Origin of the sequence: Enterocloster lavalensis, from assembly GCF_046603895.1 — a bacterium.
GTDB classification, from domain to species: Bacteria; Bacillota; Clostridia; order Lachnospirales; family Lachnospiraceae; genus Enterocloster; species Enterocloster lavalensis.
In genome coordinates this window covers 1,606,956-1,620,370 of sequence record NZ_CP176637.1, presented here as the reverse complement: position 1 = coordinate 1,620,370, position 13,415 = coordinate 1,606,956, and the positions used below count along the sequence as shown (strand labels likewise).

The following is a 13,415-nucleotide window of genomic DNA, read 5'->3' as shown; positions in this document are numbered from 1 at the left end:
TGGTTGACAGGAAACATAACCGATCCCTATCCTGCTTTTAATAGTACAGATGCGGGCCTTAAAAGTCAATAGTTAGATTGCATGAAAAAAAACGTAAGAAACTGGTAATTTATGATTAGCAAAAACAGGAGGTTTTGACATGCCCAAGGCGGCTCTTCACAACCTTGGATGCAAGGTAAATGCATACGAAACCGAGGCCATGCAGCAACAGCTGGAAGCCCGCGGTTATGAGATCGTCCCTTTTGACCAAAAGGCGGACGTATATATTATCAACACCTGCTCCGTGACCAATATCGCGGACCGCAAGTCCCGCCAGATGCTGCACCGGGCCAAGAAAATGAACCCGGATTCCGTTGTGGTGGCAGCGGGCTGCTATGTGCAGGTGGCCGCCAACGCGCTGAAAGAGGATGCGGCGGTGGATATCATAGTGGGAAATAACCAGAAGGCACGCCTGGCGGACATTCTGGATGAATTTTTCAGCGGGGGCAGGGAGGACGTGTCCTATGTGGTGGACATCTCCCACACCAATGAATACGAAGCCCTGCACGTGGACCGGATCGCGGACCGGACCAGGGCGTTTATCAAGGTGCAGGACGGCTGTAATCAGTTTTGCAGCTACTGTATTATCCCCTACGCCAGAGGCCGGGTGCGTTCCCGCAGGCCGGAGGAGGTGCTGGAAGAGGTCCGCACCCTGGCCGCTCAGGGCTATAAGGAAATGGTGCTCACGGGCATCCATTTAAGCTCCTATGGGCTGGACTTTGAGAACCCGGAGAGCGCTCTCACCGCCGGGGATTACAAGGCCGAGGAGAACGCCCTGTACCGCCCGTGGCTGCTGCGGCTGATCCGGGAGGTGAGCGGGGTGGAGGGCATCGAGCGCATCCGCCTGGGCTCCCTGGAGCCGCGGATCATCACCGGGGAATTCGCGGCGGAGCTGGCCAGACTTCCCAAGCTTTGTCCCCATTTCCACCTGTCCCTCCAGAGCGGCTGCGACGCCACCTTAAAGCGGATGAACCGTCACTATAACACGGAGGAATACCGGGAGCGCTGCGGGATTTTGCGGGAAGCCTTTGATAACCCCGCCATCACCACCGATGTGATCGTGGGCTTTCCGGGCGAGACGGAGGAGGAATTTGCGGCGACCCGGCAATACCTGGAACAGGTGCATTTTTATGAGATGCACGTGTTTAAATACTCCAGGCGCGAGGGCACCCGGGCGGCCGTGATGCCGGATCAGGTGCCGGAGCCAGTGAAGGCGGAGCGCAGCGACCAGCTGCTGGAGCTGGAGAAACGCATGTCCAGGGAATACCGCCAGGGCTTTGTGGGGACCGTCCAGGAAATTCTGCTGGAGGAACCGGCCGAAATCGGAGGCTTCCCCTGCGTGGTAGGTCACACGCGCCAGTATGTGAGAGCCGCGGTTTTGTCCGCGGACGCCGGGAACACAGCGAATTGCGGCGCTCCGGCATTGGATGCCGGAACCGCAGTGAAATCCGCCGCCACGGAATTTGACGCCAGGAACACAGCGAATTGCGGCGCTCCGGTATTGGATGCCGGAACCGCAGCGAATCCCGCCGCCCCGCACGAGCAGCATCCCGCCGCCCCTGCCAGAGGCCGGATCGTGAAGGCGAGAATCACAGGCTTTTTGGACGAGGAGACGCTGCTGGCGGAGCTTACCGGGGAACCGGGCTGAGAACGGCTGGGCGGGCTGACGGCTGAGCAGGCTGTCCGCTGACCGGCCCGCTGGCCCGCCCTCTGACCGGTCCGCTGGCCCGCCCTCTGACTGGTCCGCTGGCCCGCCCCCGGCCAAACTTCGATATTTTCTGCCCCCTAAGTGGGAAAATTTTGAACATTTCCCGGGAAATGGCAGGGGATTGTGCTATATTTTACAAAAAGTCCAATAATAATAGTCAAAATTAAGAAAATAATCTATTGCCGAATGGACAATTATCGGTTAGAATAGAAAAGAATACTTAAAGGACGTGATGACATGGGCAATATGATGGATACACAATATTTTCAAGCTGTTCAGGACAACAAGATCGAGGTCAGTGATGTGCTGGAACAGGTTTATGTTGCCTTGACCGAGAAAGGATATAACCCGATCAACCAGATCGTGGGTTATATCATGTCTGGGGACCCGACCTATATTACCAGCCATAAGGGCGCTAGAAGTCTCATCATGAAAGTCGAGCGGGATGAGATTCTGGAGGAACTGATGGCTGTGTACATTGACGCCCGCCTGAAGTAGGAGGGCGTATTTGCGTTTCGTGAACCGGAGCGGCCCGCGGGGCGGCTCCCTGTGATAATGACCGATCAACCTGCTGGCGTCTGACTGCGTGGATACGGAATGAAATGCAGACAGAGGCTGGTTTTGTTATGCCTGAGCATATACGGCGGGCGAAACAGGCCGTTCTGCGCGCAGGCGCGGCGGCGGTGACGGCAAGGGAAACGCGGCAAAATACTGTTCGGAGGCATTTTACATGAGAATAATGGGGCTGGATTACGGCTCGAAGACAGTGGGGGTTGCAGTGTGCGATCCTTTAGGTATCACTGCCCAGACAGTGGAAACCATTGTGCGCAAAGATGAGAACAAACTGAGAAAGACATTGGCAAGAATTGAAGAATTAATCGGCGCATACGAGATTGAACGGATTGTACTTGGTTATCCTAAGAATATGAACAACACCGTGGGAGAGCGCGCGCAGAAGACGGAAGAGCTGAAAGCGGCGCTGGAACGGCGCACCGGACTGCCTGTGATTCTCTGGGATGAGCGGCTGACAACGGTGGCGGCTGACCGCGTGCTGATGGAGAGCGGCGTGCGCCGCGAACACCGGAAAGAGAGCGTGGACCAGATTGCAGCGGCCATGATTCTGCAGGGATACCTGGACAATTTAAGTTTTCAGGGAGAACGGGATGAAACAGGAGAACGAGAATAAAGACAAGATTGTAATGATTACAGATTCAGGCGAATCTGTGGATTTTTATGTGCTGGAAGAGACCAGGATCAATGCGACAGGCTATCTGCTGGTGACGGACGCCCCGGAGGGCGAGGACGGAGAGTGCTACATTTTAAAAGATGTATCCGGACAACAGGACGCCGAGGCCATCTACGAGTTCGTGGAGAACGAAGATGAGCTGGACGGTGTATTTCGCGTATTCGAACAGCTGCTGGCGGATGCGGACGTGACGCTTGAGAAATAGGCCATATGCCAACACGGATATCAATGAATGGAGGAATCAATTTGGAATTAGAGAATCAGAACACAACAGAGGCGAAAGAGAACACGCAGCCGGCGAATCAGGCGGCCGAGCAGGGAGCGGAAGCGCGTCCCGCAGAGGGAACTTCCACCAGGCGCAGGCGCAAACCGTCGTCCTCGCGTTCCGGCAAGAGCCGTGACGGACAGGCCAAGACGGCTCAGGCAGGGGACGGACAGGCCGAGGGCAAGAAGGCCCAGGCAGGGGACGGACAGGCTGAGGGTAAGAAAACCCAGGCGGCCAGAAAAGAGCCGGCCAAGAAGGACGCTGCGAAAAAAGAACCGGCCAAGAAGGACGCAGCCAAGAAGGACGCGGGCAAGCGGGAGAACGCTTCCAAGCGCGAACCGGGCCGCGAGACGAGACCGGCCGCGAAGCCTCAGAACCAGAATCAGAACCGTCCCGCCAGGGTGAAATCCGCTCCCAAAGGCGACGGCAAGGGTAAGTTAAAAATCATCCCCCTCGGCGGTCTGGAGCAGATCGGAATGAACATCACCGCCTTTGAGTACGAGGACACGATCATTGTGGTGGACTGCGGACTGGCGTTCCCGGGCGACGACATGCTGGGAATCGATCTGGTGATCCCGGACGTCACCTATCTGAAAAATAACATCGACAAAGTTAAGGGCTTTGTGATCACTCATGGTCATGAGGATCATATCGGCGCCCTTCCCTATATATTGGAGCAGATCAACGTGCCGGTTTACGGCACCAAGCTGACCATGGCCCTGATCGAGCACAAGCTGAAAGAGCGGGGCATGATGCGCAACACCAAGCGCAAGGTGGTAAAGCACGGACAGTCCGTGAACCTGGGATGTTTCCGGGTGGAGTACATCAAGACCAACCACAGCATCCAGGATGCGGCGGCATTAGCCATCTACACCCCGGTGGGCACGGTGCTCCACACGGGCGATTTCAAGATCGATTACACCCCGGTGTTCGGAGATCCCATCGACCTGCAGCGCTTTGCGGAGCTGGGTAAGAAGGGCGTGCTGGCGCTGATGGCGGACAGTACCAATGCCATCCGTCCCGGATTTACCATGTCCGAGCGTACGGTGGGCAAGACCTTTGATGCCATTTTCGCGGAACACAAGAATAACCGGATCATTGTGGCGACCTTCGCCTCCAACGTGGACCGCGTTCAGCAGATCGTGAACACGGCGCATAAATACGGCCGCAAGGTGGTCGTGGAGGGCCGCAGTATGGTCACGGTGATGGAGATTGCCAGGGAGCTGGACTACATCAATGTGCCGGAGGGAACGCTGATCGACATCGAACAGCTGAGAAATTACCCGCCGGAGTCCACGGTGATCATTTCCACCGGAAGCCAGGGCGAGTCCATGGCGGCTCTGTCCCGCATGGCGGCATCGCTTCACAAGAAGGTCACCATCACGCCATCCGATGTGGTGGTGCTTAGCTCCACCCCGATCCCCGGAAATGAAAAGGCCGTGGCCAATGTGGTCAACGAGCTGTCCATGAAGGGCGCTACGGTGATCAATCAGGACACTCACGTATCCGGACATGCCTGCCAGGAGGATTTGAAGCTGATCTACTCCCTGGTACATCCCAAGTACGCGATTCCGATCCACGGCGAGCATCGCCACCGCATGGCTCAGAAGGAGCTGGCCCAGTTCATGGGCGTGGAGAAGGACAACGCTGTGATCATCAATTCCGGCGACGTGCTGGCCCTCTCCGAGGACACCTGCGAGGTGATCGACCATGTGACCTCTGGCGGTATCTTTGTGGACGGCCTGGGCGTGGGCGACGTGGGCAACATTGTGCTGCGCGACCGCCAGAACCTGGCACAGAACGGAATCATTGTGGTAGTGCTGACCCTGGAGAAGCGCAGCAACCAGCTTCTTGCCGGTCCGGACATCGTATCCCGCGGTTTCGTGTACGTGCGGGAATCCGAGGACCTGCTGGAGGAGGCCCACGCCGTGGTGGTGGATGCGGTGGACGACTGCCTGAACCGCCATGTCAGCGATTGGGGGAAGATTAAGAACGTGATCAAAGACAGCCTCAGCGATTTCCTGTGGAAGCGCATGAAGCGCAGCCCCATGATTTTACCCATTATTATGGAAGTGTAAGGATCGATCAGGACCGCGCGTCCGCTTCGGCGGGCGCAAATTCCTTTGCCGGAGGCAGGATGTAACGAAATCACAACAGGAGGAAACAGGACATGAGCAACGCGACCAGAGAGATTAACCGAATAACGACCGCAATCATCCGCATATCGATGAAGCTTATCGTCTATGCTCTGATCATCCTGCTTCTCTACGAGGCTGTCATCAAAGGATACGCCTTTGGGCACCAGATTTTTTACGCGGAGGCCGTGGAGGAGGCGCCGGGGCACGACATGACCGTGACCATTGAACCCGACACCTCCGTGAGCGAGGCCGCGCAGCTTCTGGCGGACGACGGACTGATCGCCAGCGAGTTTGCGTTCATTTTCCAGAGCAAGTTTTACGACTATGACACGGTTTATCCGGGCGTGTACAATTTAAATACCTCCATGACCTCCAAGGAAATCCTTCAGGCGCTCAACGTAAAGCCTGAGACCGAGGAGACGGAAGCCGCTCAGAAGGCGGGAGCCCGTTTGAAAACCACTCAGGATCAGGCGGCTCCGGCGAGTGCAGAAGCGGATGGACAGGCAGCGCCCGCTGCCAGGACGGCAGACGCGGGCGGGTCTGGAGCGTCAGGCTCAGGCGGGTCCGGGACGGCCGGTGGCGCTGCGGAAAATGGATCCGGCGCAGATGTGCCGGCTGCCGCAGCCGCAGGGCAGGACGGCCAGCCCGCGGCGGACGGCCAGGCGGCTCAGGGCGCGGAGAATTCCGGGACCGGAGCCGGGGAAGACACCTTTGACGACGAGGAAGGCGAGGTCGGCGGTTGGATTCAGGATGTTGAAGGAGCGGGCCAATGATCGCAGACAGCAGAATCACAGACTATATACTATCACTGGAAACCGGCCAGGGCCAACTGTGCGACCGCATCGAACAGGAAGCCCTGGCCGCTCGGGTTCCCATCATCCGCAGGGAAACCGCGGCGCTGCTCAAAACCCTGGTGGCCGCCAAAGCCCCGCGGGCGATCCTGGAGATCGGCACGGCGGTGGGGTACTCGGCCCTGCTGATGGCCCGGGTGATGCCGGCGGACTGCCGGATCACCACCATTGAGAAATATGAAAAGCGGATCCCTGTTGCCAGAGAGAATTTCCGCCTGGCCGGGGAGGAGGAGCGCATCACCCTGCTTGAGGGGGACGCGGATGAGATTCTGGAACGGTTAAAGGGAAGTTATTTTGACTTTTTGTTTATGGATGCGGCCAAGGGCCAGTACCTGGCCTGGCTTCCCAAACTGATGGAGCTTATGCCCCCGGGGGCGCTTCTGGTTTCCGACAACGTGCTCCAGGACGGAGATATCGTCCAGTCCCGCTTTGCGGTGGAGCGCCGCAACCGGACCATCCACGCCCGGATGCGGGAGTACCTCTACGAATTAAAGCACAACAGCGCGCTGGAGACGTCCATCCTTCCCGTGGGGGACGGGGTGGCGCTGAGCGTGCGCAGGCGATGAACGCGGGACGCGAATCTGCCGGTGGAGTTATGAAAAGCCGCAGGCGACGCGGCGGAATGGAGATTTCAGGATGAGAAAGACGGAACTGCTGATTCCGGCGGGCAGTCTGGACGTGTTAAAGACCGCTGTGGTCTACGGCGCGGACGCTGTCTATATCGGAGGAGAGGCCTTCGGCCTTCGGGCCAAGGCGCACAATTTTTCGAACCAGGAGATGAAGGAGGGAATCGAGTTCGCCCACGAGCGGGGCGTGAAGGTCTATGTCACCGCCAACATCCTGGCACACAACGACGATCTGCCCGGGGTGGAGCAATACTTTGAGGAGCTGCGGGACATCGGCCCCGACGCGCTGATCATATCCGATCCCGGAGTATTTGCCATTGCGAAGCGGATATTGCCGCAGATGGAACTTCACATCAGCACTCAGGCCAACAACACCAATTACGGTACATACCAGTTCTGGTATGGACTGGGAGCCAGGCGTGTGGTTTCCGCCAGAGAGTTGTCCCTGAAGGAGATCCGGGAGATCCGGGACCACATTCCGGAGGACATGGAGATCGAGAGCTTTATCCACGGCGCCATGTGCATTTCCTACTCAGGGCGCTGCCTGCTCAGCAACTATTTCACGGGCCGGGACGCCAACCAGGGGGCCTGCACCCACCCCTGCCGCTGGAAATACGCGGTGGTGGAGGAGACGCGGCCGGGCGAGTATATGCCAATTTACGAAAATGAACGGGGCACCTTCATCTTCAACTCCGGGGATTTATGCATGATCGAACACATCCCGGAGATGCTGGAAGCGGGAATCGACAGCTTCAAGATCGAGGGACGGATGAAAACCGCGCTCTACGTGGCGACGGTTACCCGCACCTACCGCAAGGCCATCGACGACTGTCTGCGCGACCGGGAGCTCTATCGCAGAAACATGGAGTGGTACCGCGAGGAGATCGGAAAATGCACCTTCCGCTCCTACACCACGGGTTTTTATTTCGGCAAGCCGGGAGCGGAGTCCCAGATTTACGACAATAGCACGTATATCAAAAATTACACCTACCTGGGCACGGTGGAGGAGACGGACGGCGCGGGACGGGGCCGCCTGACCCAGAAAAACAAGTTCTCCGTGGGCGAGACCATCGAGATCATGAAGCCGGATGGGCGCAACCTTGAGGCTGTGGTCCGGGAGATCCGCACCGAGGACGGAGAGCCTCAGGAGAGCGCTCCCCACTCCAAGCAGGTTCTCTGGGTTAGCTTTGAGGCGGAGGCGGGCGTAGAGCCCTACGATATCCTGCGCAGGCGGGAAGAGCAGGCGGGGGAATAAGCGCGGCCCGGCAGGATTCTCATAGTCGGAACCGATTTGTTGTGGCAGCGGCAGCGCCCGGTGGAAACCGGCGCTGCCCTGTCTGTTTCAGGACTGTTTTCAGGCGGGTTGCTGTTCACCGGTAATATCCCGCGAGGTGTTTTTTGTGAGTGGAGCGCAGCGGAAGTCACAGAAAACCCGAGGGCTGCAGCGCGAAACGGCGTTTTTGGCCGTTTCTGTGCATCGCGTAGCGCGTTACTGGGCACGGAGTGAACAGTAACTCAGGCGGCGTTTCCGCCATGGAAAGTATTGCCAAGTCCGCCCGAATAGTGTAAAGTAACAGGTACAGGAGGATTGACCCTATGATCGATGCCGTCTTAATTGGATTAGCGGCGCTCTGCGCCGCATATTTTGCCGTGATCGTGCTCTACGCGGGGATCGGAACCTCGTTTGCCTTCATATGGCTGTTTTTTGCGGCCCTGTGCCTGTTTCTGGTATACGGAAAGTGGTATTACCGGCGAAACACGGACCGGATTCCGCGCTGGGTGCCGGTTTCGGTGGTGACCACCTGTGTGGCCGGTCTGACGGTGTTTGCGGCGGTCTGCATCATGGTGTTTTCCGGTGTGGCGGGTTCCGACCCGGTGGGACTGGACTATGTGATCGTGCTGGGAGCCCAGGGCAAGGAGCACACGGTGAACGGCTCCCTTAAGCTCCGCCTGGACAAGGCCATCGAGTACGTGGAGGAGAACCCGGATACCATATTGGTGCTCTCGGGCGGACCCATGCAGGGGGAGGAGAAAAGCGAGGCGGAGCTCATGTACGATTATCTGCGCTACAACGGCGTCCGGCCGGACCAGATGCTGATGGAAAAACACTCCGCCAGCACGGTGGAAAACGTGGCCTTCAGCCGTCTTGTCATCGAGCAGGACCGTTTGGCCAGAAAACGGAAACGGGAGGCCCTTTATCAGCCGGTGGGACCGGGCGTGGAGCTTTTGGCTCCGGATAAGCCACTGGAGGTCGGAGTGCTCACCAGCAATTTCCACGTGTTCCGCGCCCGCCTGACCGCCAGGAAATGGGGCATTGAGAATGTCTCCGGCATCGCGGCCAAATCGGACCCGGTGCTGTTCGTGCACCTGTGCGTCCGGGAGTGCGCATCCATCTTTAAGGACCGGCTTGTGGGAAATATGTAAACCGGCGTATATTTTTTCGAAAAGTTTGGATTAATAAGGATGCGGGACTGCGCAGCCCGGTGGATACAGAATACGCGCATTGTGGACAGAGTATAAGAGAATGGAGAGAATTGTGGATATGTCGGATCGCAGCAATCTGGAAAAATTAAAGGATATTACCCAGTATCGGGTATTAAAGGAAACATACATCGAGGAAATGAATTCCCAGGGAGTGATTCTGGAGCACGTAAAAAGCGGCGCTAGGATTTTCCTGATGTCCAACGACGACGACAATAAGGTGTTTTGCATTGGATTCCGCACCCCGCCGGAGGACAGCAGCGGGCTTCCTCACATCCTGGAGCACAGCGTGCTTGAGGGATCGGAGAAATTCCCGGTAAAGGATCCCTTTGTGGAGCTGGTGAAGGGTTCTTTAAACACCTTTTTAAACGCAATGACCTACCCGGACAAGACCGTTTATCCGGTAGCCAGCTGCAATGACAAGGATTTCCGGAACCTGATGGACGTGTATATGGACGGCGTGCTGCACCCGCGGATTTACCGGGAGCCCAAGATCTTTCTGCAGGAGGGCTGGCACTATGAGATGGAGTCCCCGGAGGACGACCTGACCATCAACGGTGTGGTTTACAATGAGATGAAGGGCGCCTTCTCCTCGCCGGAGAGCGTGCTGGACCGCTATACCCGCGCGGTTCTGTTCCCGGACAACAGCTATGCCAACGAGTCCGGCGGCGATCCCGCCTTTATACCGGAACTGACCTATGAGCAGTTTATCCGGTTCCACCAGACGTATTACCATCCGGCCAACAGTTATATCTACCTCTACGGCGACATGGACATGGAGGAAAATCTGCGGTGGCTGGACGAGCAGTACCTGAGCCGCTACGACCGGAAGGACTGCCCGGTGGACTCCTCCATTCCGCTGCAAAAGCCCTTCACGGAACCGGTGCAGCGGGAGATCACCTACTCCGTCACGCCGGAGGAGGGAACGGAGAAAAAGACCTACCTGTCCGTCAACACGGTGGTGGGCACGGACCTGGATCCCAAGCTCTATGTGGCTTTCCAGATTCTGGAATACGCTTTGATCTCAGCCCCGGCCGCGCCTCTCAAGCAGGCGCTGATCGACGCGGGGCTGGGCGAGGATATTATGGGCGGTTACGAGAGCGGCATTTTACAGCCCTATTTTTCCGTGATTGCCAAGAACGCCGACAAGGAGCAGAAGGCGGAGTTTCTGATCGCGGTCAAGGGTACGCTGCGGCGTCTGGCGGACCAGGGCATCGACCGGAAGAGCCTGTTGGCCGGTCTCAATTACTACGAGTTCCGTTACCGGGAGGCGGACTACGGTTCCGCGCCCAAGGGGCTGATGTACGGCCTGTGGTCTATGGACAGCTGGCTGTACGACGGGGATCCGCTCATGCATCTGGAGTACCAGGAGACCTTTGACTTCCTGAAGCAGGCGGTGGACCAGGGCTATTTTGAGGGCCTGATCCGGCAGTATCTGCTGGACAATCCCCACGAGGCCGTGATTCTGGTGACGCCGGAGCCGGGCAAGACGGAGCGGGAGGACGAACAGCTGGCCAACATGCTGGCGGAGCGGAAGGCTTCCATGACGCCTGAGGCCATCGAGGCCGTGGTGCGGGGAACCAGGGAACTGCGGGAGTACCAGGAGGAGCCGTCCTCCCAGGAGGATTTGGAAAAGATTCCCATGCTGGGCCGCGAGGATATCAGCCGGCAGGGGGCGCAGCTCCAGTACACGGTGAAGGAGGAAGCCGGAGTGACGGTGCTCCACACCGATCTGTTCACCTCCGGTATCGGATATCTGAAGATCCTTTTCAACACGGACCGGGTGCCGGTGGAGGATCTGCCCTATGTGGGTCTTTTGAAGGCGTTGCTGGGTTATGTTGACACGGAGCAGCACACCTACGGGGATCTGTCCAGCGAAATCTTTTTAAACAGCGGCGGACTGGATTTTTCCGTGACCTCCTTTGTAGATTTGGAGAACAGGGGGCAATTTACAGGCGCTTTTGTGGTGAACGCCAAGGTGCTTTATGAAAAGCTGGATTTTGTGTTTCATACCGTGACGGAGATTCTGACCCGCTCTAAGCTGGACAATGAAAAACGGCTGGGCGAGATTCTGGACGAGGTCAGGTCCAGGTCCAGAATGAGGCTGGACGACAGCGCTCACGCGGCGGCCGTCTCCCGGGCCAGCTCCTATTTTTCACCCACCTCCGCGTTTAATGAGATGGTTGGCGGAATTGGATATTATCATTTTCTGGAGGATGTTGCGAAACGCTACGGCAGCGAACCCGGGTACCGCAAAGAATTGATCGCCAAGCTGAAGGAGACTATCGGCCGTCTGTTTACCGCGGACAATCTACTGGTGGGCTACACGGCGGACCAGGAAGGCTACGCCGTGCTGCGGCGGGAGCTGGGGGACTTTAAGGCCAGCCTGCCCGCGGGGGATCAGGCGCGCTATCCCTTCGCCTTTGAGCCGGGCAACCGCAACGAGGGCTTTATGACCGCCTCCCAGGTCAACTATGTGGCCCGGTGCGGCAGCTTTGCCGGTTCCGGCTACGCCTATACCGGAGCCTTAAAGGTCCTGAAGGTGATCATGAACTATGAATATCTCTGGTCCAACCTGCGGGTGAAGGGCGGTGCTTACGGCTGCATGAGCAGCGTGGGCGCTTCCATGGAGGGATATTTCGTCTCCTACCGCGACCCCAACCTGGCCAATACCAACGCGGTTTACGAAGGGATTCCCGAATATCTGCGCAATTTCTCCATCGAGGAGCGGGATATGACCAAATATGTGATCGGAACCATCAGCGATATCGACGCGCCCATGTCACCCGCTGTCCGCGGAAGCCGCAGCGTTTCCGCCTATCTCTCCCATGTGACGGATGAGATGATCCAGAAGGAGCGGGAAGAGGTTCTGGACGTGACCCAGGAGGACATCCGCGGCCTCGCCGGAATCATCCAGGCCGTCCTGGACACCGGAGCCCTCTGCGTGGTCGGAAACGGGCAGAAGATACGGGAGGACGAAGCGCTGTTCAAAAACATCCAAAATCTGTATCATTGATTGTAATGGGCCTCCGAACGAAGGGCCCCACAACCTTAGAGTTGAGATAGAACGGGCGGCCGCCACTGCTGGCGGGCCGCCCGTAAAAAAGGAGAGCACTATGGAAGAGAATGCACAGAAGAAATCCGGCTTTGTGACCCTGATCGGCCGTCCCAACGTGGGCAAATCCACCCTGATGAACCATCTGATCGGGCAGAAGATCGCCATCACCTCGGACAAGCCGCAGACCACGCGCAACCGGATTCAGACCGTCTATACGGACGAGCGCGGACAGATCATTTTCCTGGACACGCCGGGAATCCACAAGGCGAAGAATAAGTTGGGCGAGTACATGGTCACCGTGGCCGAGCGCACGCTGACCGAGGTGGACGTGATCCTGTGGCTGGTGGAGCCCAGCACCTTTATCGGAGCCGGGGAGCGACACATCGCGGAGCAGTTAAACAAGGTGAAAACCCCGGTGATCCTGGTGATCAACAAGATCGACACCGTGAAAAAACAGGAGGAAATCCTGACCTTTATCGACGCCTACAAGGACGTCTGCCAGTTTGCGGAGATCGTGCCCCTTTCCGCCTTAAAAGACCGGAACACGGACCTGTTAACTGAGCTGATCTTTAAATACCTGCCTTACGGGCCACAGTTTTACGACGAGGACACGGTGACGGACCAGCCCATGCGCCAGATCGCGGCTGAGCTGATCCGGGAGAAGGCCCTGCGCCTGCTGGACGACGAGATTCCCCACGGAATCGCGGTGGTGATCGATCAGATGAAGGAGCGCAAAAACGGTATGATGGACATTGAAGCCAGCATCGTCTGCGAGCGGGAATCCCACAAGGGCATCATCATTGGCAAGGGCGGCAGCATGCTCAAGCGCATCGGAATCGAGGCCCGGAAAGAGATCGAGAACATGATGGAGACTCAGGTGAACCTGCAGCTGTGGGTGAAGGTCCGCAAGGAGTGGCGGGACAGTGAGCTGTACATGAAGAACTACGGTTACAACGGAAAAGAAATTTAGAAAAAATTGGAAAATGATTTGACGGAAAATGCG

11 protein-coding genes are annotated in these 13,415 nt (G+C 57.6%); all 11 read left to right on the top strand.

The genetic code is table 11. The annotated features are described in order from the left end of the window. Positions 1-139 precede the first annotated feature (139 nt). The 11 genes from mtaB (at position 140) to era (ending at position 13,382) form a co-directional block, all read left to right on the top strand. A complete protein-coding gene (gene mtaB / locus ACK2JC_RS07105) occupies positions 140-1,687 on the top strand; it encodes a tRNA (N(6)-L-threonylcarbamoyladenosine(37)-C(2))-methylthiotransferase MtaB (protein WP_368271652.1) in 1,548 nt (515 codons plus the stop codon). A 297-nt stretch (positions 1,688-1,984) separates the two neighbouring features. Continuing rightward, positions 1,985-2,245, top strand: a complete 261-nt coding sequence (locus ACK2JC_RS07100) for an IreB family regulatory phosphoprotein (protein ID WP_007708776.1) — start codon at positions 1,985-1,987, stop codon at positions 2,243-2,245. Between the two features lie 232 nt (positions 2,246-2,477). Beyond that, entirely contained in the window at positions 2,478-2,933 is a 456-nt protein-coding gene (ruvX, locus tag ACK2JC_RS07095; protein ID WP_092365097.1) for a Holliday junction resolvase RuvX, read from the top strand. Beyond that, on the top strand, positions 2,911-3,198 hold the full coding sequence (locus ACK2JC_RS07090) for a DUF1292 domain-containing protein (protein WP_092365094.1): 288 nt from the start codon (positions 2,911-2,913) through the stop codon (positions 3,196-3,198). Before ruvX ends, ACK2JC_RS07090 begins: the two co-directional genes overlap by 23 nt. A 23-nt stretch (positions 3,199-3,221) precedes the next feature. Further along, positions 3,222-5,336: a ribonuclease J gene (locus ACK2JC_RS07085; protein WP_320938227.1), complete on the top strand. Its 2,115-nt coding sequence runs from the start codon at positions 3,222-3,224 to the stop codon at positions 5,334-5,336. A 92-nt stretch (positions 5,337-5,428) separates the two neighbouring features. Further along, complete coding sequence (locus tag ACK2JC_RS07080; RefSeq protein ID WP_107434525.1) at positions 5,429-6,169, top strand: endolytic transglycosylase MltG; 741 nt, start codon at positions 5,429-5,431, stop codon at positions 6,167-6,169. Continuing rightward, positions 6,166-6,813: an O-methyltransferase gene (locus tag ACK2JC_RS07075; protein WP_320938228.1), complete on the top strand. Its 648-nt coding sequence runs from the start codon at positions 6,166-6,168 to the stop codon at positions 6,811-6,813. Before ACK2JC_RS07080 ends, ACK2JC_RS07075 begins: the two co-directional genes overlap by 4 nt. A gap of 70 nt (positions 6,814-6,883) precedes the next feature. After that, entirely contained in the window at positions 6,884-8,128 is a 1,245-nt protein-coding gene (locus ACK2JC_RS07070; protein WP_107434524.1) for a peptidase U32 family protein, read from the top strand. A gap of 341 nt (positions 8,129-8,469) precedes the next feature. Further along, on the top strand, positions 8,470-9,297 hold the full coding sequence (locus ACK2JC_RS07065) for a YdcF family protein (RefSeq protein ID WP_092365083.1): 828 nt from the start codon (positions 8,470-8,472) through the stop codon (positions 9,295-9,297). Positions 9,298-9,415: 118 nt separating this feature from the next. Continuing rightward, a complete protein-coding gene (locus ACK2JC_RS07060) occupies positions 9,416-12,370 on the top strand; it encodes an insulinase family protein (protein ID WP_320937591.1) in 2,955 nt (984 codons plus the stop codon). Between the two features lie 100 nt (positions 12,371-12,470). Continuing rightward, positions 12,471-13,382, top strand: coding sequence for a GTPase Era (gene era / locus ACK2JC_RS07055; RefSeq protein ID WP_276853062.1), 912 nt, complete (start codon positions 12,471-12,473; stop codon positions 13,380-13,382). The last annotated feature ends 33 nt before the right edge of the window (positions 13,383-13,415 follow it).